This window comes from Kocuria sediminis (assembly GCF_009735315.1).
Taxonomy (GTDB): domain Bacteria; phylum Actinomycetota; class Actinomycetes; order Actinomycetales; family Micrococcaceae; genus Kocuria; species Kocuria turfanensis.
The window spans coordinates 78,404-104,942 of the sequence record NZ_WOGU01000002.1 but is presented as its reverse complement, the minus strand read 5'-3'; the positions used below and the strand labels follow the sequence as shown (position 1 = coordinate 104,942).

At 74.2% G+C, this 26,539-nt stretch carries 25 protein-coding genes; 8 read left to right on the top strand and 17 right to left on the bottom strand.

What is annotated here, in order from left to right:
* Position 1: 1 nt before the first annotated feature.
* Entirely contained in the window at positions 2–835 is an 834-nt protein-coding gene (locus GMA12_RS02695; RefSeq protein WP_156266968.1) for a carbohydrate ABC transporter permease, read from the top strand.
* 52 nt (positions 836–887) lie between these two features.
* Complete coding sequence (locus GMA12_RS02690) at positions 888–2,147, top strand: ABC transporter ATP-binding protein (protein ID WP_156266966.1); 1,260 nt, start codon at positions 888–890, stop codon at positions 2,145–2,147.
* Between the two features lie 211 nt (positions 2,148–2,358).
* On the opposite strand, the gene GMA12_RS02685 is transcribed toward GMA12_RS02690, so the two are convergent.
* The gene (locus GMA12_RS02685; RefSeq protein ID WP_156266964.1) at positions 2,359–3,009 is read right to left on the bottom strand and encodes a hypothetical protein; all 651 of its coding nucleotides are present in this window, start codon (positions 3,007–3,009) and stop codon (positions 2,359–2,361) included.
* Positions 3,010–3,274: 265 nt separating this feature from the next.
* On the opposite strand from GMA12_RS02685, the gene GMA12_RS02680 reads away from it, so the two are divergent.
* Complete coding sequence (locus GMA12_RS02680) at positions 3,275–4,258, top strand: zinc ribbon domain-containing protein (protein WP_156266962.1); 984 nt, start codon at positions 3,275–3,277, stop codon at positions 4,256–4,258.
* Positions 4,259–4,506: 248 nt separating this feature from the next.
* On the opposite strand, the gene GMA12_RS02675 is transcribed toward GMA12_RS02680, so the two are convergent.
* The 12 genes from GMA12_RS02675 to GMA12_RS02620 form a co-directional block, all read right to left on the bottom strand.
* Entirely contained in the window at positions 4,507–6,402 is a 1,896-nt protein-coding gene (locus GMA12_RS02675; RefSeq protein WP_156266960.1) for an NHL domain-containing thioredoxin family protein, read from the bottom strand.
* Positions 6,403–6,443: 41 nt separating this feature from the next.
* Complete coding sequence (locus GMA12_RS02670; protein WP_156266958.1) at positions 6,444–8,606, bottom strand: bifunctional copper resistance protein CopD/cytochrome c oxidase assembly protein; 2,163 nt, start codon at positions 8,604–8,606, stop codon at positions 6,444–6,446.
* Positions 8,607–8,917: 311 nt separating this feature from the next.
* On the bottom strand, positions 8,918–9,496 hold the full coding sequence (locus GMA12_RS02665; RefSeq protein WP_156266956.1) for a copper resistance CopC family protein: 579 nt from the start codon (positions 9,494–9,496) through the stop codon (positions 8,918–8,920).
* Positions 9,497–9,668: 172 nt separating this feature from the next.
* Positions 9,669–10,298, bottom strand: a complete 630-nt coding sequence (locus GMA12_RS02660) for a hypothetical protein (RefSeq protein WP_162459389.1) — start codon at positions 10,296–10,298, stop codon at positions 9,669–9,671.
* Positions 10,299–10,641: 343 nt separating this feature from the next.
* A complete protein-coding gene (locus GMA12_RS02655) occupies positions 10,642–10,926 on the bottom strand; it encodes an HU family DNA-binding protein (RefSeq protein WP_047804493.1) in 285 nt (94 codons plus the stop codon).
* Positions 10,927–10,999: 73 nt separating this feature from the next.
* Complete coding sequence (gene rpsN, locus GMA12_RS02650) at positions 11,000–11,305, bottom strand: 30S ribosomal protein S14 (RefSeq protein ID WP_047804469.1); 306 nt, start codon at positions 11,303–11,305, stop codon at positions 11,000–11,002.
* 4 nt (positions 11,306–11,309) lie between these two features.
* Positions 11,310–11,477 (bottom strand): 50S ribosomal protein L33, encoded by a 168-nt coding sequence (gene rpmG / locus GMA12_RS02645; RefSeq protein ID WP_017832642.1) that lies wholly within the window; start codon positions 11,475–11,477, stop codon positions 11,310–11,312.
* Position 11,478: 1 nt separating this feature from the next.
* Positions 11,479–11,715: a 50S ribosomal protein L28 gene (gene rpmB / locus GMA12_RS02640; protein WP_047804470.1), complete on the bottom strand. Its 237-nt coding sequence runs from the start codon at positions 11,713–11,715 to the stop codon at positions 11,479–11,481.
* A gap of 258 nt (positions 11,716–11,973) precedes the next feature.
* Positions 11,974–12,873 carry an SGNH/GDSL hydrolase family protein gene (locus GMA12_RS02635; RefSeq protein ID WP_156266954.1) on the bottom strand — a complete coding sequence of 300 codons (900 nt, stop codon included), beginning with the start codon at positions 12,871–12,873 and terminating at the stop codon, positions 11,974–11,976.
* Between the two features lie 39 nt (positions 12,874–12,912).
* A complete protein-coding gene (gene malQ / locus GMA12_RS02630) occupies positions 12,913–15,123 on the bottom strand; it encodes a 4-alpha-glucanotransferase (protein WP_156266952.1) in 2,211 nt (736 codons plus the stop codon).
* Between the two features lie 57 nt (positions 15,124–15,180).
* Positions 15,181–16,227, bottom strand: a complete 1,047-nt coding sequence (locus GMA12_RS02625; protein WP_156266950.1) for an NAD(P)-dependent alcohol dehydrogenase — start codon at positions 16,225–16,227, stop codon at positions 15,181–15,183.
* 71 nt (positions 16,228–16,298) lie between these two features.
* Positions 16,299–17,291 carry an LLM class flavin-dependent oxidoreductase gene (locus GMA12_RS02620; RefSeq protein WP_156266948.1) on the bottom strand — a complete coding sequence of 331 codons (993 nt, stop codon included), beginning with the start codon at positions 17,289–17,291 and terminating at the stop codon, positions 16,299–16,301.
* 136 nt (positions 17,292–17,427) lie between these two features.
* Here GMA12_RS02620 and GMA12_RS02615 point away from each other — a divergent pair, with 136 nt between their 5' ends.
* Complete coding sequence (locus GMA12_RS02615) at positions 17,428–18,144, top strand: HAD family hydrolase (protein WP_156266946.1); 717 nt, start codon at positions 17,428–17,430, stop codon at positions 18,142–18,144.
* Between the two features lie 34 nt (positions 18,145–18,178).
* Here GMA12_RS02615 and GMA12_RS02610 read toward each other — a convergent pair whose 3' ends face one another.
* Together GMA12_RS02610 and GMA12_RS02605 are read right to left on the bottom strand one after the other, a co-directional pair.
* Positions 18,179–19,024, bottom strand: a complete 846-nt coding sequence (locus GMA12_RS02610; protein WP_162459388.1) for an HpcH/HpaI aldolase/citrate lyase family protein — start codon at positions 19,022–19,024, stop codon at positions 18,179–18,181.
* Between the two features lie 120 nt (positions 19,025–19,144).
* A complete protein-coding gene (locus tag GMA12_RS02605; RefSeq protein WP_156266944.1) occupies positions 19,145–20,221 on the bottom strand; it encodes a glutathione S-transferase family protein in 1,077 nt (358 codons plus the stop codon).
* A gap of 183 nt (positions 20,222–20,404) precedes the next feature.
* On the opposite strand from GMA12_RS02605, the gene GMA12_RS02600 reads away from it, so the two are divergent.
* Positions 20,405–21,082: a hypothetical protein gene (locus GMA12_RS02600; protein ID WP_156266942.1), complete on the top strand. Its 678-nt coding sequence runs from the start codon at positions 20,405–20,407 to the stop codon at positions 21,080–21,082.
* 59 nt (positions 21,083–21,141) lie between these two features.
* Entirely contained in the window at positions 21,142–21,624 is a 483-nt protein-coding gene (locus GMA12_RS02595; protein ID WP_156266941.1) for a MarR family winged helix-turn-helix transcriptional regulator, read from the top strand.
* Between the two features lie 392 nt (positions 21,625–22,016).
* On the opposite strand, the gene GMA12_RS02590 is transcribed toward GMA12_RS02595, so the two are convergent.
* Positions 22,017–22,910, bottom strand: coding sequence for a LysR substrate-binding domain-containing protein (locus GMA12_RS02590; RefSeq protein ID WP_156266939.1), 894 nt, complete (start codon positions 22,908–22,910; stop codon positions 22,017–22,019).
* 179 nt (positions 22,911–23,089) lie between these two features.
* Here GMA12_RS02590 and GMA12_RS02585 point away from each other — a divergent pair, with 179 nt between their 5' ends.
* Positions 23,090–23,704 (top strand): flavin reductase family protein, encoded by a 615-nt coding sequence (locus GMA12_RS02585; RefSeq protein WP_156266937.1) that lies wholly within the window; start codon positions 23,090–23,092, stop codon positions 23,702–23,704.
* 10 nt (positions 23,705–23,714) lie between these two features.
* Here the strand turns inward: GMA12_RS02585 and GMA12_RS02580 are convergent, their stop codons facing one another.
* Complete coding sequence (locus GMA12_RS02580; protein WP_156266935.1) at positions 23,715–25,421, bottom strand: long-chain-fatty-acid--CoA ligase; 1,707 nt, start codon at positions 25,419–25,421, stop codon at positions 23,715–23,717.
* Positions 25,422–25,494: 73 nt separating this feature from the next.
* Between GMA12_RS02580 and GMA12_RS02575 the strand changes: the two genes are divergently transcribed.
* A complete protein-coding gene (locus GMA12_RS02575; protein ID WP_156266933.1) occupies positions 25,495–26,517 on the top strand; it encodes a hypothetical protein in 1,023 nt (340 codons plus the stop codon).
* Positions 26,518–26,539: the final 22 nt, after the last annotated feature.

Genomic DNA, 26,539 nt, shown 5'->3' with positions numbered 1-26,539 from the left:
CATGACCACCAAGCAGAAGTGGGGCTGGGCCGTCGTCACGGTCCTCGTCCTGCTCTACGCCCTCTTCCCCGTCGCCTCGATCCTCATGACGTCCTTCAAGACGCCGGCGGACCTGACGTCCGGGAAGTTCCTGCCCACCCAGTGGGTCGGGGAGAACTACTCGTCGATCTTCGTGGGCCAGGCCCGGGAGCTGTTCGTGCCGTCGCTGATCAACTCGATCGGCATCTGCCTGATCGCCACGGCCATCGCCGTGGTCCTGGCCACGCTGTGCGCCTACGCGATCGCCCGCCTGGACTTCCCCGGCAAGAAGATGATCCTGACGGTCGCCCTGGCGGTGTCCATGTTCCCCGTCGTCTCGATCGTGACCCCGCTGTTCAACCTGTGGCGCCAGATCGGGCTCTACGACACCTGGCCCGGCCTGATCATCCCCTACCTCTCGCTGACCCTGCCGATCTCCATCTGGACCCTGACGGCGTTCTTCCAGCAGATCCCCTGGGACCTCGAGCGGGCGGCCCAGGTCGACGGCGCCACCACCTGGCAGGCCTTCCGCAAAGTGATCGTGCCGCTGGCCCTGCCGGGCGTCTTCACCACCGCGATCATCGCGTTCTTCATCGCCTGGAACGACTTCGTCTACGGCATCGGCCTGACCTCCACGGAGGCCGCCCGCCCGGTGCCCGCCGCGCTGGCGTTCTTCACCGGCGCCTCGCAGTTCGAGGACCCGGCGGGCGCGATCTCGGCGGCCGCCATCGTCGTCACCATCCCGGTGGTCGTCCTGGTGCTGCTCTTCCAGCGCCAGATCGTCTCCGGCCTGACCCAGGGCGCGGTCAAGGGCTGAGCCCGCCCGCCTCCCACGCATTTCCCGAACCGAGCGAAGGACTGAGTTCCAGATGGCATCCATCACCCTCAACCATCTCGTCAAGAAGTACGGCGACGGTTTCCCCGCGGTCAACGACGTCTCGATCGACATCGCCGACGGCGAGTTCCTCATCCTCGTGGGACCCTCCGGCTGCGGCAAGTCGACGCTGCTGCGGATGATCGTGGGCCTCGAGGACATCACCTCCGGGGACCTGCTGATCAACGGCCAGCGCGTCAACGAGAAGGAGCCGCGCGAGCGGAACCTCTCCATGGTGTTCCAGAACTACGCGCTCTACCCGCACCTGACCGTGTACGAGAACATCGCGTTCCCGCTGCGGCTGTCCAAGGGCAAGTTCTCCGACGAGGAGATCGACCGCAAGGTGCGCGCCGCGGCCTCGACCCTGGACCTCGACGAGCACCTCGAGCGCAAGCCGGCCAACCTCTCCGGCGGCCAGCGCCAGCGGGTGGCGATGGGGCGGGCGATCGTGCGCGACGCGGACGCGTTCCTGTTCGACGAGCCCCTGTCCAACCTGGACGCGAAGCTGCGCGGGCAGATGCGCACCGAGATCGCCCAGCTGCAGCGGCGGATGGGCATCACCTCCGTGTACGTGACCCACGACCAGACCGAGGCCATGACCCTCGGCGACCGGGTGGCCGTGCTCAAGAAGGGCATCCTGCAGCAGATCGCCTCGCCCCGGGAGCTCTACGAGCAGCCGGCCAACCTGTTCGTGGCGGGGTTCATCGGCTCGCCGTCGATGAACTTCCTCCCGGCGCACGTGCAGGGCAACGTGTTCGGCACCCCGCTGGGCGACATCCCGGTGCCGCAGCACGCGGCCGGCAAGATGCCGCCGGACGGCTCCATCGTGCTGCTGGGCCTGCGCCCGGAGCACTTCGAGGACGCCAAGTTCGTGGACGAGGCGATCGCCGCCCGCGGCACGACCTTCGACGCCCGGTTCACCCACACGGAGTGGCTGGGCAACCAGCAGTACGGCTACATCCGGTACCAGCCCGACGAGGCCGTGCAGGCCAAGCTCAACGAGCTGGCGCAGGACCTGGACGCGGACGAGATGCAGCCGCAGCTCGTGGTGTCCCTCGACGCCACCTCCCGCATCCGCGGCGGCACCGAGGGCCGGATCTGGGTCGACACCCGCCGGATGCACGTGTTCAACCCCGAGACCGGGGAGAACCTCACCCGGGACGCGGAGGCCGGGGCCGAGCTGACCCGTGAGGCGGCCGAGGAGCGGCAGGCCGAGATCGAGCGGGCGCGCCAGGAGCTGGCCGCGGCCGGCTGATCCACTCCCCCGGCGCTCGAGGAGCCCGCCGCCCGGTCCCGGGCGGCGGGCTCCCGCGCGTGCGGGGCCGATCGAGCTCCGGGCCCGCAGAGGTCCACGGTGTTCGGGCACCGGGCACCGGGCACCTGCGGCTGCGGCACTGTCCGAGCGGTCGACCGGTGCGTGTCCGGGGCCGGGCCGCGGGGTTCCGCGCTCGGCCGCGCCCCGGGCGTCAGCCCGTGCCGGGCAGGTCCAGCGAGAGCCACACGGCGAGCGCGAGGACGCCGACCAGTGCCGCCGAGGACGCGGCCGAGCACAGCCGCTGGTGCCGCAGCCGCCACGGCACCAGCCGCGGCCAGCGCGCGGCGGCCTGTCCGGCCGTGAGCTGCTCCACGTGGGTGCGGGGCGCGCCCAGGGCCTCGGCGACCTCCTCGAGGGCGCGCCCGTCCCACACGCCGCCGTCCAGGGCGAACACGCGGCGGCCCGCCCGGTCGGCGGCCCACAGGTGGGGCCGGCCCGCGCGCCGCGGGCTGTCGGCCGAGCGGTGCAGGGCCCCGACCGTGACCACCGAGTCGAGCCGCTCGAGCGGCGTGGCGGCGAAGCCCACGGTGCGGGAGCGCAGGACGTGGCTGTCGGTCCGCACGACGAGGGCGGGGCGCAGCCGCAGCCAGCAGGCCAGGGCGGCCACCAGCACGAGCCCCAGCAGCACGACCGCCACGGCCGGGCCCGGCCGCCGGGACCAGAGCAGCAGCAGGAGCACCGCGCCGGCGAGCATCGGGGCGAGGCAGGCGAGCAGGCGCCGGCCGTAGGAGCCCAGCCGCGGGCGGAGCACGGCGCGGACGGGACCGTACTTCTCGGGGACCTGCCGGACGGCGTCGGCCATGGGAGTCAGCTCCAGACGGGAACGGGGACGGGAAACGGGGACGGGGAACGGGGGCAGGGAACGGCGAGCCTGTGCGGGAGGCAGTGCACGCGGACGCTGCACCAGGACAGCGCACGCGGACAGCGCACGAGGGCAGTGCGCCAGGACAGCGAGCGGGAAGGGCCGCGGCACGCCAGCGTACCCGTCCGGGCCGGCCCGTGCGTCCCGGGGCGTCCGTGCGGCCCCGTGGCGGGCGGGCGGGATGGGGATCGGTTAGCGTGAACGGATGGAGTCCAACGCCCGCGTGCTCAAGGCCCTCGGGGCCTGGCTGTTCCTCGTGCTGCTCGGGATGGCGGCCGCCGCCGTCACCATCGCCCTGGTCAACAAGTACATGTACGGCCCGGAGACGGACGTGCGGGCCTACTTCGAGGACCTGCAGGACGGCGACGGCGGGCAGGCCCTGGGGCTGCTCAACGCCGGCGTGCCCGAGGCCAACGCCGCGATGCTCGACGGTGACCCGCTGGAGGCCTCGGCCGAGGAGCTCGAGGACCTCGAGGTGTCCACCGTGACCAACGACGGTGAGCAAGCCGTGGTGCGCGCCGACTACAGCCTCGGCGGCGAGCGGCACAGCTCCGAGTTCAGCCTGCACCCGGTGGACACGCAGTGGGGCTTCTTCACGGTCTGGGCCTTCGACGAGACCCCGCTGCCCACGCTGACGGTCAGCCTGCCGGGCGTGAGCTCCGTGGACATCAACGGCATGTCCGTGGCGCTGCCCGACTCCACCGGGAAGTTCTCGGCGTTCTTCCCCGGGACCTACACGGCCTCCTACACCTCCGAGCTGGTGGAGGCCGATCCGGTCAGCACCACGCTGACGGCCCCGGGCCAGGAGGCGGAGGTCGTGCTGGAGCCCCGGCCCACCGCGGCCCTCGAGGAGGAGGTGGACCGGCAGCTGAAGGAGCACCTCGACGGCTGCGCGGAGCAGAACACCCTCTTCCCCGCGGGCTGCCCGTTCTCCTACGAGTTCGACGGGCGGGTCCAGGGGGACGTGGAGTGGACGATCGAGTCCTATCCGGACCCGCGGATCGAGGTGGGCACGCAGGGCGGCCGCGGCTGGTCCCTGGAGCCGGCGCAGGGCACCGCGCGGATCGAGTTCGACTCCCTGGACCTGTTCACCGGCGAGGTCGAGCGGCTCGAGCGGACGGTGCCGTTCGAGGTCGCGGCGGACCTCGCCGTCGACGACTCGACCGTGCGGGTCACCCCGCGCGGCTGACACCACCGCCCGGCCGACAAGCACGCGGCCGACAAGCACGCGGCCGACAAGCACGCGGCCGACAAGCACGCGGCCGACAAGCACGCGGCCGACAATCGCGCGGCCCACACCGTCGCCCGGGACGAGGCGGGCCGACCTCCGCGCGACGCGGCAGCCCGCAGCAGGAGCCCGGGCCCGGAGCGGGTGCCCCGGGCCGTTCCGGGACCCCGCAGCGGGGGTCCCGGAACGGCAGCCCGGGTCGCGCCGGCTCAGTTGACCCCGCGCAGGTCCAGGACGAGCTCGGTCTCCCCCTCGGGGTCCAGCACGAACGGGATCCCCCAGTCCTGCTGGTACAGGTGGCAGGCCGCGTGGTCGGGGATCTCCCCGCCGGGCTCGCCGTCGCAGGCCGCGGCGCGCGCGGTCAGGTGCAGGACGCCCTCGGTGACCCCGTCCGCCAGCACGAGCTCCCGGCGCAGGCCCTGTGCCGTGCCGGCGCCCGCCACGAGCGCCCCTTCCGGGGAGGAGGAGATCTTCAGCTGGGTGGGGTCGCCCCAGCGGTCGTCGAGCTTCTGCCCCGTCGGCGCCGCGAAGCGCACGTCGATCGCGAGGGTCCCCGGGGCCAGCTTCGTGCGGGCGCGCTGGGTCTGCGAGGCGCCCTCGTCCACGCGCTGGGCGGTGGCGGGGATCGGCACGCGGACCAGGCGGTGCGCGTTGGCCTCGACGACCACCAGCAGCGGCTCCCCGCCCGAGACGTCGAGCAGCACGTCCGAGGGCTCCGCCAGGCCGCGGGCCAGGGTGGCCACCTGTCCGGTCCGCGGATCGTAGTGGCGCACGGCTCCGTTGTAGGTGTCGGCCACGGCCACGGAGCCGTCGGGCAGCTGGGCCACCCCGAGGCAGTGCTGCAGCCGCGCCTGCCCGGCGTCGCCGTCGCGGAAGCCGAAGTCGAACAGCCCCTCGCCCACGGCGGTCTCGACCGCGACGGCGCCGTCGTCGCCGAAGCGGAGCACGCGCAGCGCAGAGGTCTCCGAGTCGGCGATCCACACGTTGCCGAGGTGGTCCTCCGCGAGCCCCGAGGACTGGGCGAACCACGCCTCCGCCGCGGGCCCGTCCTTGAGCCCCTCGTCGCCGGTGCCGGCGAGCACGGCGAGCTGCCCGCTGCGCGGGTCGAAGGAGAACAGCTGGTGGGTGCCGGCCATGGCCACCAGCAGCCCGCCGGCCCGGGTGGACCACACGACGTCCCAGGGGGAGGACAGCGCCACGGTCAGCGGGTCCGCGCCCACGGGCACGGCGTTGGGCTCCGCGCCCCGGGCGCGCTCCTCGTCGAGGAGGCGCTGGACGCCGCTGCCGGCGACCGTGCGCACCGCGCCCGTGGCCAGGTCCACGCCGCGCAGCCGGTGGTTGACGGAGTCGGCGACGACCACGTCGTAGCCGACGACCGCGCGGACGTCCTCGGGCAGCAGGGTCAGGCCCTGGGGCTCGGTGAAGCGGGCCGTCTCCGCGTCCCCGTCCTGGTGGCCCTTCTGCCCGGCGCCGATCACGCGCTGGACGGTCTCGAGGTCGTTGCCGAGCTGGACGAGGCGGTGGTGGCCGGTGTCCGAGACGAGGAAGGAGCCGTCCGGCAGCGGGAGCACCTTGCCGGGGAAGCGGAGGTCGCCCTCGGGCGCGGGCCGCGGGACGTAGGGGCCGTCGCCGCGGTGCAGGGTGCCCCGGGCCTCGTGCTCGGCCACGAGCTCCTCCACGAGGGAGACCAGGCCCTGGACGTGGCCCTCCCCGGACAGGTGCGCCACGATGTAGCCCTCGGGGTCCACCACCACGAGGGTCGGCCAGGCCCGGGCGGTGTAGGCGTCCCACGTGGTGAGCTCGGGATCGTCGAGCACCGGGTGGTGGACCTCGTAGCGGTCCACGGCCGCGGCGAGCGCGTCCGGATCGGCCTCGTGCTCGAACTTCGGGGAGTGCACCCCCACGGTGACGAGGACGTCGGAGAAGCGCTCCTCGAGGGGCCGCAGCTCGTCGAGCACGTGCAGGCAGTTGATGCAGCAGAAGGACCAGAAGTCCAGGATCACGACCTTGCCGCGCAGGGCGGCGAGGTCCAGGTCCTGGCCGCCGGTGTTGAGCCAGGCGCGGCCCTGCAGTTCGGAGGCGCGGACGCGGGAGGTGAGGCGCATGGAGGAAGGGTCCTTTCGGGTGGGTGCGGTGGGGGCGGGGCTCAGCGGCGGGCGGCGCGGTCATCGCGCTCCGCGAGCCGGGCCATCATGTCGTTGTAGGCCTTGAGCTCGGCGTCGCCGGTGCGGTCCGCCTGGCGGTCCACGCGGCGGTTCTCCTTGCTGCCCGCCAGCGCCCACATGACGGCGACGACGACGGCGACGACGACGGTGGGGAACTCGCCGATGCCCCACATGAGGGCCCCGCCGAACTGCTGGTCCTCGATGGCCGACCGGCCCCAGTCCCGCCCGGTGTTGCCGAACCAGGAGGCCTGCAGCAGGGTGTCCGAGCCCATCAGGGCCACCCCGACGAAGGCGTGGTAGACCATCGTGGCGAGCAGCACGACGAGACGCATCATGTAGCCGGGGCGGTACGGGATCGGGTCGCTGCCGATGAGCACGAGCATGAACAGGTACCCGGTGATCAGGAAGTGCGTGACCATGAACACGTGGCCCACGTGGTAGTGCAGCGTGAAGTGGAAGACCGGGGTGAAGTAGAAGATCACGATCGAGGCGGCGAAGTTCACGGCGGCGAAGACCGGGTGGGTCACGACCTTGCCGAACGTGGAGTGCACGAGGCGCAGGATCCACTCGCGGGGCCCGCGGGTGCCGTCATGGCGGGGCTCCAGGGCCTTGAGCAGCAGGGAGACCGGCGAGCCCAGGACCAGGAAGATCGGCACCACCATGGTCAGCGCCATGTGCTCGACCATGTGGGCCGAGAACAGCACCCGGCCGTAGACGGAGACCCCGCCGGAGGTGACGTAGAACAGGGCCACGAGACCGGTGAACCACGACAGGGTGCGCAGCACCGACCAGGAGTCCCGGCGCCGGCGCACCCGCACGAACGCCCAGAGGTAGACGAGGGCGAGGAACAGGCACACGGCCAGCCACAGCCAGTCGACGCGCCAGGTGGTGAACCAGGAGGCCGCGGTGGGCTCCGGCGGCAGCTCGTACCAGGTGAGGATCAGGGCCGGGGAGGCGTCCGGGGCCAGCTCCTCGGGCACCGGCGGCGCCGTCCGGGACAGGGCCACCGCCACCCCCATGACGGCGCCCATGAGCAGCAGCTCCCCGAGCACCAGCTGCCACACCGCGCGGCGGGCCGTGAGCCGGCCGGCCTCCAGCGCGGGCACCAGCCACCGGCGGTGGGCCAGCCCGGCACCGCCCAGGGCGAGCGTGAGGGCGGCCTTGACGAGCACCAGGCCCCCGTAGCCGCTCGTGAGCTGGTCCCAGGACCCGATCCGCACCGCGGCGTTGACGGTTCCGGAGAGGAACACCAGGAAGAAGGCGCCGAACGCGACCGCGGAGAATCGGCGCAGCACCACGGCCGCGATCGGCGCCCGGTCCCGGGGGCCGGCCGCCGTCCGGCCGCGGGCGGCACCCTCCGGCAGCGTGCCGGTGCCGGCGTCCGGGGCGCTCAGCTGCGGCGAGAGCCAGGCGAGCACCACCAGGCCGCCGGTCCACAGGCACACCCCCAGCAGGTGCAGGCCCAGGGAGTTGACGGCGCCCATGTGGTCGTTGCCGCCCGCGGAGTGGCCGTTGAGCGCCATCGCCACGAGTGCCGTGCAGGACAGGGCCAGGGTGAGCAGCAGCCCGAGCGGCGCCCGGACCCCGAACACGAGGGTGGTCACCACGGCCGCCGTCACGACGATCGCCGTCTGCGCCTGTCCCGTGGGGATGTCCGTGGCGTAGTGCAGCAGCTGCTGGGTGTAGGTGCCGTCCCCGCCCACGGGCACGCCCGCGACGTCGGAGTAGGACAGCACCAGCACGGCCAGGGCCGCCACGGTCCACACCGCGGCCGCGGCCTCGGCCAGGCGCAGGGTCGTCGTGAACAGCGGGTGCTCCGGTGCCGCGCTCCCGCCGTCCGTTCCCGCCCGGGTGCGGCCGGCGCGCCGGGTGCTGGGCACGATCCCGACGGCGAACAGCAGCGCGCCGATCACGACGACCAGGGCGCTGTTGTGCACCAGCTCGGCGAAGGGCAGGCCCCAGCGCACCAGCGCCCCGGGGTCGGCGGCCAGCCGGGCGGCGCCCGACCCGGTCCAGGCCATCGCCACGACGAGCGCCGTGAGGGCCACGACGGGCACGGCTGCGAGCAGCCAGGGGTCCAGCCCGCGTCCGCCCGCCCGCGCGGCGGTGCCGTGGTCGGCGCGCTCGGCCGTCCTCGTGCTCATGGTGCGTCTCCTTCTTCCGCCTCCCCCGTCGGGGCGGCTCCATCCATTGTCCCCCGCAGCGCAAATCCGCCCGGACCCGGGTGCAGTGCCCGGAGGGCGGCCCGGCGGCCCCGACCGGGCCGCGGTCCCGGCGCTGTGCGGCGCCCGCGGTGTGCGGTCTCGGCGCGGGGCCCGGCTCAGCGGTCACCCCAGGGGTCCTGCCGGCTCAGGGTCCTGGCGGCTCAGGGTCCTGGCAGCTCGGCGGCCGGTGCAGGGATCTCCCCCGCTGAGCGGCCGGCCCAGGGGTGCCGCCGACGCCGCCCGGGATGCGGTCAGTCCCCGCGGCGCCGCCGGGAGACGATGCTCACGGCGCCGAGCACGGCCAGGGCGACCGCCGCTCCGGCAACGGCGACCAGCCAGAGCGGGGTGTCCCCGGTCGAGGCCTGGGCCGCGGCGTCCTCGGCCGGCTCCTCGGGGACCTCGGCGGTGGGCGTCACGCCGGGGGACGGCTCCGACCCGGCGCCGACCTCGTAGGCGAAGGTCCCCTCGATCGGGTGCCCGTCGCTGGAGACGACGCGCCAGACCACCTGGTAGGTCTGGTCCTCCGGGCCGGCGTCCGCCAGGGGCTGGACGATCCGGTTCCCCTCGGTCTCCAGCGGTCCGTCCGTCACGGAGCGCCCCTCGGAGTCGGTGACCTGCACCTGGTGGCCGATGTCCATGACCTGGCCGGAGAAGGTCAGCTCCAGCTCCTCCGGGGCGGTCGTCAGGGTGGCGCCGGGCTCCGGGCTCACACCGGTGAGCTCGTCGTGGGCGGAGGCGGGCAGGACGGGCAGGACGGTGAGGGCGCCCGCCGCCAGCAGGGCTGCGGCGCCTCGTGCGGTGTGTCGTGCGGTGTGTCGTGCGATGCGCATGGGTGGTGTCTCCTCGAGGGGCCCGGGCGGGGCCTCGGTCGGCCGTCGGTGCGGGGCGTGGGTGTGTGCCGTCGGTACGGGGCCGCCGGACCGGGGCGGTCGGCGGCGTGCACGGGGCGCCGCACGTCCCGCCGCGGGCCGGTTCCGGGACCCCGCCGCGGCGCCGGCCGGGTCAGCCGACGGGCAGCAGGGCGGGTCCGGCCGGGGGCAGGAGCCGGCGCCGAGGGTGCGGCGGCCCACGGTGGGAGCGCACGGGGCGCAGCAGGGACTGGTCGGTGAGCGCGTGCGGTCGCCCTGGCCGCACCGCGCGCGGACGGCCGGCGACCACCGGTGCGGACAGGGACCGCCACAGCCGCCGGACGCGCAGTCGCAGGGCCTCCAGGAGGACCAGGACCGCGACCTCTCCGTGGCGCATGAGGGCGTAGCCGGCGAGCGCGGCCAGCACGTGGGCCGTCAGCATCACGGACCCGCCGTGCTCCGGAGGGGAGCCGGCCTGCAGCACGAGGGCGGGTCCGGCCGCCCCGTGGTGGGCGGCGTCCGTGACGGCGCTGACGGTGCCCGACGCGGCGAACAGGGCGTGGAACAGGGACTGGCTGAGCAACACGCTCAGGGCCAGCGCGGACCGGGACAGCGCCCGGCCGGCCAGGGCCATGCACAGCGGTGCGGACAGGGCCAGGGACAGGAGGACGAGCAGCGCCGGCGGGGGCGGACCGCCCGCGACGGTGTGGGAGGCCGCGGCCGCGGAGGTGGCGAGGCCCGCACCGGCCCAGCCGCGGGCGAGACGGCGTGCACGTGAACTCACGCGCCCCCTCCCCTCGGATCGCCGGCCGGTCGGCTCGGTGCTCCCATTATGCGCGGCGCCGCGAGGGCCGGGCCAGTCGCGGCGGCCCGAACCCGGGCTCCTCGGCCCCCGGGAGGAACGACGTGGTGCGGGCCGCGCCCCGGCACGATGCGAGGACCGCGCCGACCGGACCGGACGTCCGGGCACCACGCGGCAACGACCTCCCGCAGGACGGGCTCCCCGGCGCGGAGGAGAAGCCGCGCCCACGCACCGGGTCCCCGGCACGGCGAAGGGGCGGCCCCGGTGGGGGCCGCCCCTTCGGACGAAGCCATGGAGAAGGTCCAGGACGGACCCGCGGGTGTCCCTACTTCTTGGACACGGCCGCCTTGAGCTTGGAACCAGCGGTCAGCTTGACGCCGTGGCCGGCCGGGATCTCGATCGTCTCACCGGTCTGCGGGTTGCGGCCCGTGCGCGCGGCGCGGTCGGTGCGCTCGACGGCCAGCCAGCCCGGGATGGTGATCTTCTCACCGGCGGAGACGGACTCCTCGAAGACCTGGAACAGCGCGTCCAGCACCCCGTTGACGGCGGCGTTGGTGGTGCCGGCCTTCTCGGCGACCTCGGCGACGAGTTCACTGCGGTTCTTAGCCATGTTCATGTCCTCCTGGACTTGGGGTCGTGGGGAAGCGCGGCCCCGGGAACCGGTCGCGCTCCTGCGTCAGAAATTACCAGCTGGACTTCGAGATGCCGGGCAGCTCGCCACGGTGCGCCATCTCGCGGAAACGGACGCGGGAGATGCCGAACTTCTGGATGGTGCCGCGGGGACGCCCGTCGATCTGGTCGCGGTTGCGCAGGCGGACCGGGGAGGCGTCGCGGGGCAGCTTCTGCAGGCCCAGGCGGGCCGCCTCGCGGGCCTCGTCGGTGGCGTTCTCGTCGACCAGGGTCTTCTTGAGCTCGGCACGCTTCGCGGCGTAGCGCTCGACGACGACCTTGCGCTGCTCGTTCTTGGCGATCTTGGACTTCTTGGCCATGGATTCAGCGCTCCTCGCGGAAATCGACGTGCTTGCGGACGACCGGGTCGTACTTCTTGAGCACCATGCGGTCCGGGTCGTTGCGGCGGTTCTTGCGGGTCACGTAGGTGAAACCGGTGCCGGCGGTGGACTTCAGCTTGATGATGGGACGAACGTCCTTGTCCTTGGCCATGCTAGATCTTCTCCCCACGTGCGATCATGTCGGTCACGACAGCGTCGATGCCGCGGGCGTCGATGACCTTGATGCCCTTGGCGCTGACGTTGAGCGTCACGCTGCGCCGCAAGGACGGCACCCAGTAACGCTTCTTCTGGATGTTCGGGTCGAACCGGCGCTTGGTACGGCGGTGCGAGTGCGAAATGCTGTGCCCAAAGCCCGGCTGAGCTCCGGTCACCTGGCAGTGCGCTGCCATAGTGTTCTCCTCCAATGTTGACGAAATGACGGCACGCAGTGGGAGCCGCAGGATGATCACTCACCTGCGGCCGCGAGCGTCCCGTCACCTTCAGAATTGCCACCGTTCGCCAACCGGGCCCTCTCGTGAGACCCGCGGTCGGAACCGGCGAAGGCCTCGCCACGATGAAGACGGTGAAGATCAAGGTGCCGGAAGGTGGACTCCACCACACGACAGCCTTGAAGTCTAGGCCCGTACGGACTTCCCCGCAACCTGACGTCAGGCGTGACCAGCTTCTGGCCAGTCTACCGGCTCCCCGGACCCCCGCAAACCGGCGGCGCCGCGGGGCGCGGGCCCGGCGGGGACCACGGCCCGCGGGAGCAGGGTGGTCCACTCGGGGTGACGGGCGGCGACCGTGTCCCCGGAGGAGGTGCCGCGCAGCCGGCGCCCGATCCAGGGCAGCAGGTACTCGCGGGCCCAGTACAGGTCCTCCTTGAGCACGCCCGGGCTGGCGGTGACGGGCAGCTCGTCCGTGGGCGGCAGCTCCAGCGTGTGCGCGACGCCGAGCAGCTCGAGCATCCGCGCGGCCACGTAGGTGTGCCCGGCGGTGGACATGTGCAGCCGGTCCACCGCCCAGTAGCGCCAGTCCTGCAGCGTGCGCATCCGCCAGTAGTCGAGCACCCGGCACCCGTGCCGGTCGGCGATCTCGCGGACGTGCTCGTTGTACAGGGCCTGCCGGGGACGGGTCCAGGACGTGGGCGCGTCCCGGCCGGGGTCGAAGGCCGTGAAGAGCACGACCTCGGCGCCGGAGGAGCGCAGCCGGGCGACCGCCTGCTCGTAGACCTCCATGAGGGCGTCCACGTCCGCCTTCGGGCGGAGCATGTCGTTCCCGCCGGCGTAGAGGCTCACCAGGGTCGGCTCCAGGGCCAGGCACGCCTCCAGCTGCCCCTCGACGATCCCGCGCAGCAGGCGTCCGCGGACCGCGAGGTTCGCGTAGCGGGTGTCCGGGTGGGCGGCCGTCAGCTGCTCGGCCACCAGGTCCGCCCAGCCGCGCACGCCGTTGGGGCGGGCGGGGTCGGGGTCGCCCACGCCCTCGGTCATCGAGTCGCCCAGGGCCACGTACCGGATGGGACGGGTGGGCGCGACAGGGGCAGGGCGGGGCGCCGTCGGCTCCGTCATGCGGGGTGCTCCGTTCGGGGGGTGGGGGCGGCCAGGTGCTCAGGGCGCCGTGCGGTCGGTGTGCTGCGGCTGCGCCGGCTCCCCCACGCCCTGGTAGCGCGGACGGGTGCCGAGGGCCTCGTTGATCGCGCGGACCAGCGAGTTGGCCCGGGCGTTCTCCGGCAGCGTCTCGATCAGGACGGGGTTGCCCGCCCCGTCGGCCAGGGGGATCCGCCAGTTGGGGTACTCGTCGCCGGTGCCGGGCTGGTTCTGCATCCGCCGCTCGCCGACCGCGTCCACGAGGGAGACGTTGAACAGCAGCGCCGGGGCCTGGCCCAGCCAGCGGTGCAGGGCCTCGACCCGGGCCTGCTCGCCGGTGGCCTCGCCCTCGGGCAGGAGCCCGTCCGCGGCCACGGCGGCGAAGAACGTGTCCAGCTGCTTCCGGGCCTCGGCACGCTCCTCCTCCACCGGGCGGGCCAGCAGACCCAGCTCCTCGCGCACGTCCACCTGCACCCCCTGGAGGAACCCCGCCGTGGGCGGGAAGTCGTGGGTGCTGACGGAGGCCATGCTCAGCTCCCGGTACCGCGCCGGCGGCAGGGGCTCGTCGCCGTCCGTCTCGAACCACAGGATCGAGGTCCCGAGCACGCCGCGCTCGGCGAGGTACTCCCGCACCCACGGCTCCAGGGTGCCCAGGTCCTCGCCGACCACCACGGCCCCGGCGAGCTCGGCCTCGAGCGCCAGGATGCCCACCATCGCCTCGTGGTCGTAGTAGACGTAGGCGCCCTCGGAGGCCTCCTGGCCGTCCGGGATCCACCACAGCCGGAACAGGCCCAGGACGTGGTCCACCCGGATGCCGCCGGCGTGCCGGAAGATGGTGCGCAGCATGTCCCGCCAGGGCAGGTAGCCGGCCTCGGCGAGGCGCTCGGGGTGCCACGGGGGCTGGGACCAGTCCTGGCCCTTCTGGTTGTACATGTCCGCGGGCGCGCCCACGCTGACCCCGGAGGCCAGCACGTCCTGCAGGGTCCACGCGTCGGCGCCCTGCTTGTGCACGCCGACCGCGAGGTCGTGGATCACGCCGATGTCCATCCCGGCCAGGTGCGCGGCGCGCTGGGCGGACTCGAGCTGCTCGTCGAGCAGCCACTGCATCCACACGTGGAAGTCGATCCGGTGGGACAGCCGGATCCGCGCCTCGGCCGCGTGGGGGGAGTCCGGGGACGCGGCGACGTCGTCCCACTCGGGGGCGTCCTCGCCGAGCTCCTCCCGCAGCGCGCACCACAGGCCGAAGTCCTGCAGGCCCTGCCCGCCCTCGGCCACGAACCGGCGCAGCTGCTGCTGGCGGTGCGGGGAGCGGCGGACCGTGAACAGCAGCTCGAGGCTCTTCAGCTTGGCCGCGTACGCCTTGTCCCGGTCGATGGTGCTGGTGTCGAGGTTCTCCCGGCGCTGGATGGCGGCGAGCGTGTTGACCACCTCGAGGTCGGCCGGGCGCAGGTAGGCGTACTCGGGGACCTCGGCGATGCGCAGGTAGAGGGGGTTGAAGAAGCGACGGCTGGTGGGCAGGTACGGCGAGGGCTCCACCGGCGGGGTGGGCTCGGCGGCGTGCAGCGGGTTGACCAGCAGGTAGTCCGCGCCCTGCTCCCCGGAGACGGCCGCGAGGCTCGCCAGGTCGGAGAGGTCGCCCACGCCCCAGGAGCGCCCCGAGGTCACCGAGTAGATCTGCGCCATGTAGCCCCAGCGGCGCCGGCCGTGCAGCCGGTCGGTGGTGGAGAGCCGGCGCGGGGTCACCGCCAGCGGCGTGGTGACGGCCCGCCCGCCGTCGACGTCCGGGCACTCGGCCCGGACCTCGTACCAGCCCGGGCCGAGGTCCTCGGGGACCTCGAAGGCGACCTCCCCGGTGAGCACGCCGTCGACGTCGCGCGGGGAGCGCCGGCTGTCGGCCTGCGGGGCGGGGGTCCGCGTCCCGTCCTCCCCCACGAGGGAGACCTGCACGGCCGAGCCGTGCGGGACGTGGACCGCGAAGCGGGTGCGGGCGCCCTCGACGGCGACGACGACGGGTGGCAGCACCCGCCGCCACGGCGCCTGCTCCCGCCGGGCCAGGCAGGCCTCGACGGCGTCGTCGTCGCCGGCGTCGGCGCCCAGGGCGTCGAGGACGGCGCGCAGCGTGGCGTCCGGGACCTCCCGCTCCCGGCCGTCGAACCCGGAGTAGGTCGTGGAGACCCGGTACGCCTCGGCGAGCCGGTGCAGGGGGTCGGCAGTGCTGGTGGTGTCGGCCATGGGGACCACTCTAGCCAGAGCCCGCCCCGAGTCGCAGGCTGCTGATGATCCCGGCCGCTACGCCAGGGTCCGGGCGACGTCGACGACGAAGCGGTACCGCACGTCCGAGGCGACCACCCGGTCGTAGGCGGCGTCGACCTCGTCGGCGCCGATCAGCTCGATCTCCGCCTCGACGCCGTGCTCGGCGCAGAACTCGAGCATCTCCCGGTGCTCGGGGATGCCGCCGACCATCGAGCCGGTGAGCACGCGCTGCGGGGCGATGAGGGCGCCGGGGCGGACGCTGTACGGCTCGGTGGGCAGGCCCACGGAGCAGAGCACGCCGTTGACCCGCAGCAGGGACAGGTACTCCTCGACGGGCAGGTCCGCGGAGACGGTGTTGATGATCAGGTCGAAGCGGCCCCGGTTGCGCTCGAACGTCTCCGGGTCCTTGGTGGCGAAGTAGTCGGCGGCCCCGAAGGCGAGCCCGTCCTCCTGCTTGGACAGGCTCTGGCTCAGGACGGTGACCTCGGCGCCCATGGCCGCGGCGATCTTCACCGCCACGTGGCCCAGCCCGCCCATGCCCAGGACCGCGACCTTGCTCCCGGGGCCCGCGCCCCAGCGCTTGAGCGGGGCGTAGGTCGTGATCCCGGCGCACAGCAGCGGGGCGGCCTTCGCGGGGTCGAGGGCCTCGGGCACGCGCAGCACGAAGCGCTCGTCGACGACGATGCCCGCGCTGTAGCCGCCGCGCGTGGCGCTCCCGTCGGGCAGGGCGGTGTTGTAGGTGGCCACGACGCCCTCGGCGCAGAACTGCTCGAGGCCCTGGGTGCACTGCTCGCAGCGCCCGCAGGAGTCGACGAAGCAGCCGACGCCGACGGTGTCGCCGGCCGTGAAGCCCGTGACCTGCTCCCCCACCGCGCGCACGCGGCCCACGATCTCGTGGCCGGGGGTGACGGGGTAGCGGGCGCCGCCCCACTCGTCGCGCACGGTGTGGATGTCGGAGTGGCAGATCCCGGCGTAGTCGATCTCGATCTCGACGTCGTGGGCGCCCACCGGGCGGCGCTCGATCGTGGTGCGGCGGAAGCCGGAGTCGGCGGAGACGGCCTCGAGGGCGGGGAACGTGGTCATGGGGTGCTCCTGTCGTGGGACGGGTCGTGCGGAAGGTCGTGGGGGTGCGGTGCGGGCTGTCGCGCGGGCGCCTACCAGGCGCGGGCCACCAGCTCGTAGGAGCGGGCGCGCACCTCGGGGTCGTGAGCATAGCTGTTGAGCATCAGCTCGTCGGCGCGGGTGATCTCGACGATCTGCTCCAGCTCGGCGACGACCCGGTCGGGCGTGCCGACCGCCGAGACGGCCAGGTGCTCCTGGACCATGCTCGCCTCCGCCGCGGTCAGCTCCACGCGGTCGGTGGGCGGCTGCAGCGGGCGCCGGTCGTTGCGGGCGATCCCGCGCACGAGCAACTGGTGGGTGCTGAACTGCCGGCGCGCCTCCTCGTCGGTGTCCGCGGCCAGGACGTTCGCCGCGACCACCACGTACGGGCGCCCCACCGTGGCGGTCGGGGCGTCCGCGTCGAAGCGCTGCCGGTAGAGGGCGATCGCGTCCATGATCATGGCGGGGGCGAAGTGCGAGGCGAACGCGTAGGGCAGGCCGAGCCGGGCGGCGACCTCGGCGCCGCCCGTGGAGGAGCCGAGGATCCACAGGGGCACGTCCGTGCCCCGGGCCACGGGCGCCCGCACGACCTCCTGCTCCTGGCCGCCGAACAGCCGCACCAGCCGGCGGACGTCGGCCTCGAAGGTGTCGTGGCCGGCGTGCCCGCGCCGCAGCTCGAGCGCGGTGCGCATGTCGGTGCCCGGCGCCCGGCCCAGGCCCAGCTCCACCCGGCCGGGGTAGAGGTTGGCGAGCGTGCCGAAGGCCTCGGCCACGGTCAGCGGGACGTGGTTGGGGAGCATGATCCCGCCGGAGCCCACCCGGATGCGCTCGGTGGCCGCCAGCGCCTGGCCGATCAGCACCGCCGTGGCGGAGGAGGCGAACGCCTCCGTGTTGTGGTGCTCGGCGTACCACAGGCGCCGGTAGCCGGACGCGTCGAGCCGGCGGGCGAGGTCCACGGCCTCCCGGAGGGCGTCCGCGGTGGTGCGCCCCTCGGACAGGGGCACGAGGTCGAGGGCGGACAGCGGGATGCGGGGCGTGCTGGGCAAGGGCGGCTTCTTCCGTCGGGGATTGGCACGAAGGGGGTCCGGTGGCGGCAACACCCCGGGTCGGGGCGGTTATTCCGGGCCGTTGCCCTCCTCACATCCCCGCGACGGCCCGGCCCGGGTGAGGCACGATGGGACCATGACGACTCTCCCGCCCCGGACCACCTCCCCGTCCCCGGCCCAGCCCGAGCTGTCCGCGCCCGCCGCGGACTGGTCGCCGGCGTGCGTGGTCTTCGACTGCGACGGGATCCTGATGGACACGGAGGCCAACTGGGCCCGCGTCCAGCGCGCCGTGGCGCAGCGCCACGGCCTGGCGTACACCGACGCGATGGAGCGCGCCATGATGGGCTGGTCCGCCGCGGACGTGGCCACGGCGATCGCGGACGCCGCCGGCGCCGACCGCGCCATGGTCCACGCCGACGTGCTGCGCACCGAGGAGGAGACCCTGACCGGGCAGATCGTCCCCCTGCCGGGGGCGCTGGAGACCGTGCGGGAGTTCGCGCAGCGGCTGCCGGTGGCCGTGGCGAGCAACTCCACGCGCACGATCCTCGGGCTCAAGCTGGAGCAGGCGGGCTTCGCCCCGCACCTCAGCACGTGGGTCTCCTCGGAGGACGTGGTGCGCGGCAAGCCCGCCCCGGACATCTACGCCGAGGCCGTGCGGCGGCTGGGCTTCGCCCCGGCCGAGGCGCTGGCCGTGGAGGACTCCGCGGTGGGCGCGTCCTCGGCCGTGGCGGCGGGGCTGGTGGTCGTGGCGGTCCCCTCGGTCCCGGACGGGGATCCCGTGCCCGCCCACCACCGGGTGGCGTCGCTGACGGACCCCGCGTTCCGGGCTCTCGTGGCCCGCTGGCTGGGCTGAGCGGGACGCCGGCGCGGCGCCCCGCCCGGTCGGCTCAGCGGTTCCAGATCCCGTAGGTCTGGGCCAGCTCGGAGACCTTGCGGGCCCGGGCCAGGCGGGGCAGGTAGCTGCCGTCGCCCACGACGTGCCCGGAGTCGTGCTGCGTGATGAGCTCGCGCGCCCAGGTGATCTCCTGCTCGCTCGGGGCGAGGTTGCGGTTGATCCCGTCCGTCTGCCCCGGGTCGAGGCACAGCTTGCCCGTCATGCCCATCGACTGGGTCACGGCGCACGCCTGCGCGAGCTCCTCCCCGGAGGCGCCCAGGGTCGGCCCGTCGATGGGGCCGGGCAGCTCGCCCACGCGGGAGGCGACCACGAGGCTCGAGCGCGCGAAGGCCAGGGCCATCGGGTCCGCGCTGACGCCGGTGTCCCGGCGGAAGTCGCCGACCCCGAAGGCGAGCCGGAACACGCCCGGCGCCCGCGCGATGTCGTTGGCGTTCATGATGCCCACGGCGGACTCGATCAGCGCCACCACCGGCGTGCCGGCGGGCGCCATCATGGCGGTCTTCGTGATGTGGTCGGGGTGCTCGGTCTTGGCGAGCATGATCCCGCGCAGGTGGCCCACCCGGCTCAGCGCGGCCAGGTCCTGCTCCCAGTACGGCGTGGTGATGTCGTTGATCCGCACCCAGGCGCTCGCACCGGCCTCCAGGGCCTCCACGACGTTGCGCCGGGCCTGGTCCTTGCCGTCGGCCGGGATCGCGTCCTCGATGTCGAAGACGACCGAGTCGGCCTCGGACGCGAGCGCCGCCGGGAAGGCGGACGGGTCGGCGGCGGAGGTGAGCAGCCACGAGCGGGACAGGCGGGCCGGCAGCGCGGCGGCGCGCTGGTTGCGGTAGGGGGCCACGGGAGGTCCTTTCCGGGACGAGGGGCGGAGGACGGAGGGCCCGGCGGTCCGCCTCCTGGTGCGCGGACCCGGACCGCACCAGCTGACCAGTCTAGGCGGCGCGCCGCGGCGGGACGCCGCTCAGACGGCCAGGGGAGTGTGACGTCGGTCAACCCGTTCCCCGGGGCGGACGGGGCCCGGCGCCGTCCCCGCGCCGAAGGGCGAGCCGCCGAGGGCTTCCCGGCCGTGCGCGGAGACCCAGTTCCGCAGGTCGGGCCCCACCGGCACGATCTGGGACGGGTTGATGTCCTCGTGGACGATGTAGTAGTGCTCCTTGACCTGCTGGAAGTCCACGGTATCCCCGAAGCCGGGGGTCTGGAAGAGGTCCCGGGCGTAGCCCCACAGGTGCGGCATCTCGGTGAGCTTGTTCCGCGAGCACTTGAAGTGGGCGTGGTAGACCGGGTCGAAGCGCACGAGGGTCGTGAACAGCCGCACGTCGGCCTCGGTGATGTGCTCGCCCATGAGGTAGCGGCGGGTGGCGAGGCGCTCCTCGAGCCAGTCCAGCGCCGCCCACAGCCGCTCGTAGGCCTTCTCGTAGGCCTGCTGGGAGCCCGCGAAGCCGCACCGGTAGACGCCGTTGTTGACCTCGGTGTAGACGCGCCGCATGACCTGCCGCATCTCGTCCTCGAGCCCGGCCGGCCAGAGGTCCGGGGCGCCCTCCCGGTGGAAGGCGGTCCACTCCTTGGCGAGGTCCTCGGTGAGCTGGGCGAAGTCGTTGGTCACCACCTTCCCGCTCGCGATCTCCACCACGGCGGGCACGGTGATGCCCCGCGGGTAGTCGGGGTAGCGGGCGAAGTACGCCTCCTGGAGCCGCTCGATGCCCAGGACGGGGTCCCGGCCGTCCGGATCGAGGTCGAAGGTCCAGGACCGGGCGTCGTGCACCGGGCCGGGCAGACCCACCGAGAGGGCGTCCTCCAGCCCCAGCAGACGGCGCACGATCAGGGTGCGGTTGGCCCAGGGACAGGCCCGGGCGGCGACGAGCCGGTAGCGGCCGGCCTCCACCGGCCAGGCCTCGGCCCCCTCGCCCACCCGGGCGTGCTCGGGGTCGCGGACGATCCGGTCCTCGATGTAGGTGGTGTCCCGGGTGAACTCCTCCCCCGGGTGCACGTAGGCGCCGGCGGTGCTGTGCTCGGACTGCTGGGTGCTGCGTGGGGACATGCTGGCTCCTCGGGGCTGCGCTGCCGGACGGCGGGTCGCCGGCCGGCCGGTGGCGGAGCGGCCACGGGGTCGCTCCCACATTTGATGATATGTCAATGACTGATCGGACACCAGGCCGGGTTCCGTCGGGGGTGAGGTCTACAGTAGAGCCGTCCAGCACTCCTCCACCACGGGACCCCGCCCATGAGCAGCCACGGCCACGAGCCCGAGTACGGGCAGCGCATTCCCCGCCGGGACCTCCCGGCGCCCGCCCCGGCACCCCGGGCGTCCCCGGCCTCACCGCGAGCGACCCGCCGGATGGCCCGCGGCCTCTCCTTCACGCTGGTCATGCTGGGCGTCCTGCTGGGCGCCGGGCTCGCCGCGCAGGACGTGGCCTGGGGTTGGGCCGTCGGCGCACTGCTGGCCGCGCCCGGGGCCGCCGGCTTCGTCGCCGTCCAGGCCCAGCTGCACCCCGCCCTGCGGGACCCCGCGGCACCCTCGCTGCGGAGCCGCTCGAGGTGGTGGCTGGTTCCCGCGGCCCTGCTGCTGCTCGGCCTGCTGCCCCTCGCCGGGGCGTTCGCGGTGGAGCCCGTCCTCCAGGGCACCGCGCGCGCCGATCTGGTCGACGAGTACGTCAGCGTGCTGGTCGTCGCCGGCATGACCCTGGTGGTCTCGGCGGGTCTGGGCTTCGGACTGGTCGCCATGGCGACGTTCACCCCTCCCGACGACGACGACTCCCCGCTGCGACCCACCGGCTACGCCGAACGCCTGCGGCGGACCGACCCCCGGGAGCACTACGACTCGGACTGGATCCGGCGCGGCCGGGGACCCCGGTACGGTCCCGACGGCGACCCCTCGCCCGGAGGACCGCCGCGCGCTTGACTTTAGTTGACACGTCAATATAATCTGGGAGGTCCTGCCCCGCACGAGAGGATCCCCGCATGAACACCCCGGAGCCCGCCGAGGTCAACTGGCTGACCGACGAGGAACAGAGCGCCTGGCGGAGCTTCCTGGTGCTGAGCCGCGGCATGCAGACCGCGATCGACCGCCAGCTGTCCCGGGACAGCGCGCTGTCCGGCTCGGAGTACGAGGTCCTCGTCCCTCTCTCCGAGAGCAGCACCGGGGTGATCCGGTCCCGCGACCTCATGCACGCGCTCGGCTGGGAGCGCAGCCGGCTGTCCCACCTGCTCTCGCGGATGGCCCGCCGCGGCCTGCTCGAGCGCCTGCCGTGCGACAGCGACGCCCGGGGCCTCGACGTGCGGATCACCCCGGAGGGCCGCCGGGCCATCGAGGCCGCGGCCCCCGGCCACCTCGAGATGGTGCGCGCGGCGTTCGTCGACCACCTGACGCAGGAGGAGCTGGACACCCTGCGCCGCGTCTCCGGCAAGGTCGTCCCCCGGCTCGAGGAGCTGGGGCTGTGCTGACGCCGGCCGCCTGACCCACGGGGTGCCGCCCGGGCGGACCGGCTCCAGCCCGGGCGCCCGGCCGCAGCGCGGCGCGGGCAAGGGACAGGCCCTGCCGCATGGGGGGATCGGCAGGGCCTGTCGGGCATCCCGATCGGGGGGAATGGGACGCCGGTCATCGGCAGGAACCATCCGGGCGCCGATGGGGGGATCGCGCCCGGGCCATCGCCGATGACGGATTCACTTTAGACCCAGTGATCTGCATGGGCAAGCCGCCTTCGCAGTGTGCATCCGGAAAACGCACAGGTCGCCGCGGGGCGCTCTCCCGGGCACCGTTGCGCCCGGATTCCCGGCACGGCCGGGGCACCACGACTCCCGGCACGGCCGGGGCAGCACGGCCGCGTTGGCGCGGACTACGGGGCCGCGGCGGACCCGGACCGGAGATCGGCGACGAGGTCGAGGAAGCGGTGCAGCAGCGCGGACCGGTCCTCGCGCCGCCACGCGACGGCCAGCTCGAGCTCCGGGGCGTGCTCGAGCTCGCGGTACACGACACCCGCCAGCTGCACGGCACGCAGGCCGGCGGGCACCACGGCCACGCCGCCGCCGGCGGCCACGAAGGACAGCAGCGCGGACGTCCCGCCCGCCACGCGGGCGATCCGGGGCTGGAACCCGGCGCGGCGGCAGAGGTCCGTGCCGGCCCGGTAGAGCACCGAGTCCGGCGGGCAGGCGACGAAGTCCTGGTACTGCAGCTCGTGCGCGGCCACGGGGCCGTCCGCGTCCAGCGCGCCGCCGGAGGGCACCGCGACCACGAGCGGCTCGCGGGCGACGACCCGGTGCTCGAGGTCCGGGGAGGCCACCGGGGGGCGCAGCAGCGCGGCGTCCAGCGTGTGCCCGCGCAGCCCCTCCTCCATGGCGGGGCCGAGCATCTCCCCCTGCAGCGCCAGGGACAGCCCCGGCAGCACCCCCGCGGCCCGCCGGACCAGGCCGGGCATCGTCCCGTAGGTGGCGGAGCCGCAGAAGCCGACCCGCAGCACCCCCGTGGTGCCCTGGCCCACCTGGTGGACGTCCGCCTCGAGGGCCTCGATCTCCCCGACGATCCGGCGACCCCGGTCGAGCAGCACCTGGCCGGCGGCGGTGAGGTCCACCCGGCGGGTGGTGCGGTCCAGGAGGCGCACCCCGAGCTGCTCCTCGAGCTGGCGGATCTGCTGGGACAGGGGCGGCTGGGCCATGTGCAGGCGCTTGGCGGCGCGGCCGAAGTGCCGCTCCTCGGCCACGGCGATGAAGTAGTTGAGCTGCCGGAGCTCCATCGTGGACGGCCGTCCTTCCGCTCGTTCCGCGGGATCGTCGTCGACCCCGGGGCTCCCGTTCCTCCGCAGACTACCCGGGGAGGACGCCACGGTGACAGCACCGTGCGCCACGCCCGGTCCGCCGGCCCCGGCCCGGCCGTGCCCGTGACCGGGACGGGCCGGGGTGGTGGAATGGGCACATGCGCACCGACATCCCCGCCGACCGGAACGGCTCCTTCGCCCGGGCGGTCAAGTCCCTGGTCGTCCCCCGCCCCATCGCGTGGATCAGCTCGCGGTCCTCGGCGGGCGTGGACAACCTCGCCCCGCACTTGTTCTTCACGGTCGCCTCCAGCACGCCCACGATCGTGCAGTTCGTCTCGGTCGGGGAGAAGGACAGCCTGCGCAACATCCGGCAGACCGGGGAGTTCGTGGTGAACTTCGCGTCCGCGGGGCTGTTCGAGCAGATCAACGCCACGGGCACCGACTACCCCCCGGACGTCAGCGAGTTCGACGCCGTGGGTCTCACCCGCGAGCCGTCGCTGACCGTGGGCGTGCCCCGGGTCGCGGAGTCCCCCGCGGCCATCGAGTGCCGGCTGCACGCGGAGCCGATGCCGATCGGCGACTGCTTCCTGGTCTTCGGAGCGGTCACGCACGTGGCCGTGGACGAGGCGGCCGTGGACGGGCGGGGCCCGCTCGCCCAGGCCCTGCAGCCGATCGCCCGGCTCGGGCGCGACGAGTGGGGAGAGCTCGGCCGGATCCGCTCCGTCCGGCGCGTGCCCTACCGGGAGGCCGCCCCGGAGGCGGACCTGCCCTGAGCGCCCGGCCTCAGAGCCGCACGCCCGTGCGCTCCAGCTGCCGGCGGACCTCCCGGCGCTGGACCTTGCCGAGCATCGTGCGCGGGAGCTCGTCGACGGCCACGATCCGCCGGGGCACCTTGTAGCGGGTGACCTCGGCGTAGCAGTGCCGGCGCAGGGCGTCCTCGTCGAGCTCGCGGCCCGGCGCCAGGACCACGGCCGCGACGACGACCTCGGTGCCGCGCGGGTCGGTGAGCCCCACCACGGCGGCGTCCTCGATGTCCTCGTGCCGGCGCAGCGCGTTCTCCACCTCGGTGGGGGCCACGTTGAACCCGCCGGTGATGACGACCTCCTTGAGCCGGTCGACCACCCGCAGGAAGCCGGCGTCGTCGACCGTGACGATGTCCCCGGTGCGCAGCCAGCCGTCCGCGCTGAGCGTCCGGGCCGTCTCGTCGGGACGCTTCCAGTACCCCTGGAAGACCTGCGGTCCCCGGACCCACAGCTCGCCCTCGTGGCCGCGGGGGACGTCCTCGAGGGTCTCCGGGTCGACGAGCCGGATCTCGGTGGAGGGGAAGGGGACGCCGATGGACCCGGCGCGGCGGGAGTCGTTGAGCGGGTTGCACGCCACGAGCGGGGAGCACTCGGTGAGCCCGTAGCCCTCGATCAGGATGCCGCCCGTGGCCTGCTCCCACCGCTCCACGAGCGGGACGGGCAGGCTCATGGCCCCGGAGACGGCCACCGAGATGCCCTGCAGGTCGGTGCGCTGCTCCTGCGCGGCGTCGAGCAGCTTCTCGTAGACCGGCGGCACGGCGGGCAGCACGGTGGGCCGCGAGCGCTTCATCGCCCCGAGGACGAGGTCGGTCCGGACGGTCGGGAACAGCACGAGCTTCGCCCCCAGGGACATCGCGAAGGTCACCCCCAGGGTCAGGCCGAAGGCGTGGAAGAGGGGCAGCACGCCGTGCACCACCTCGTCCTCGGTGGAGTCGAGCCAGTGCCGGCCCATGAGGGCGTTGGACTCGAGGTTGCGGTGGGTGAGCATCGCGCCCTTGGGCAGCCCGGTGGTGCCGGAGGTGTACTGCAGCAGGGCGAGGTCGTGGGCGGTGGGCCGCGGGTGGTCGACGGCGATCGGCTGCGCGGCCACCAGCTCCCGCCACGGGATCGTGCCCGGGGCCGGCCCGGTGAGCTGGGCGCGGGAGGCCCGGGCCGCGGGCAGCGGGAGGCGCAGGGCCATCCGCTGCACCCGGGGCATGGCGGCGGTGATGTCCACGGCAACGACCGTGTCCACCGGCAGGTCGGCGCCGAGGGACCGGACGCGCTCGGCCGCACGGTCCCACACGATCGCCACGCGCGCGCCGTGGTCCTCGAACTGGTGGCGCAGCTCCTGCTCGGTGTAGAGCGGGTTGTGCTCCACGACGACGGCTCCCAGGCGCAGCACGGCGTAGAACGCCACGATGTGCTGCGGGCAGTTGGGGAGCACGATCGCCACCCGGTCCCCGCGCCGCACGCCGAGCCGGCGCAGACCCTCGGCCGCCCGCTCGACCTGCCGCCCGAGGTCGGCGTAGCTGGTCCGGGCCCCGAAGAACTCGAGCGCGGTCTTCCGGCCGTGCCGGGCCACCGACCGCTCGAGCATGTGCGCGAGCGAGGTCTCCGGCAGGTTCAGGTCCGCGGGGACCCCGGGGTCGTAGCTGGCGGTCCAAGGGCGGGCGCGCAGGAAGTCGCGGGCGGATTCGGCAGGCATGGCCCGTACCCTACTCGGCGGTCGGCGCGGACTCCCAGTCCCGGCGGGGCGCCCGCCCGTAGACTTCGATGACATGACTCCCTCCTCGACACCCGGCTCGCCCTCCGCCGACGACCCGATGCCCTGGTCGGACACCGGCCCGCACGACGCCGACGACGACGCCACGCGCCCGCTGCCCCCGGTCAGCCGGTTCCCCACGGGCTCCTCCGGCCACGGCGCCGCCCCGCAGGACCGGGCGCCGGGCCCAGGCCCCGGCTCCGGCTCCGGGAGCGAGGACGAGGACTGGGCGTGGTACGACGACGACGACACCCAGCACACCCGGCCGCTGCCGGCGGTGAGCGCCCAGCGCCCGGTGCCGGAGGACCCGCCGCGGGCCCCCGAGCTCGGTCCCCGCACCGATCCGACGCCCACGGTGGGCACCGGCGGGGCCGCGCACCCGTTCCCCGGCGGTCCCACCGCGGAGTACCCGCCCTCCGGTCACCCGTCCTCCGGGTACCCGGCCGCCGGCTACCCGCCCCCCGGTGCGGGCCCGGTGCCGGCCGACCCCGCGACCCGCTACGCCCGGCAGCGGGAGGAGTTCGGCGGCCTGCAGCTGGTCCCCGGCTTCTTCGGCTGGCTCAGTGCCCTGGCCGTCACCTGGCTGCTGCTGGCGCCGGCGGGGCTGGCCGCGGCCGCCCTGGGCTTCCGGATCGACAGCGGCATGGGCGGGGTCGTCGACGACCTGGCCACCGGCTCCGCGGCGGCCTGGACCGGGGCGGCGGTGCTCGGCGTCGTCGAGTTCCTGGCCTTCCTCGCCGGCGGGTACGCCGCCGGCCGGATGGCCCGCTTCTCGGGCGCCCGGCAGGGCGTGTCCGTGTGGTTGTGGTCCCTGTTCGGCCGGTCCGTGGCCACCGTGGCCGGGCTGCTGTGGGCGGACACCGTGGGCCTGGCCCCGGTCGGCGTCTCGGCCCAGGCGCTCATCGGTGACCTGCTCGTCCCGGGCCTGCTCGCCGTGGCCGCCGTCCTGCTCGTCGATCTGCTCGGGGCGGTGCTCGGCGGGATGTGGGGCATCCGCTACCACCGCCGGGTCGACCGCTGGGGGGACACGGGAAGGTAACGTTCGCACCCGGAACCGTGTC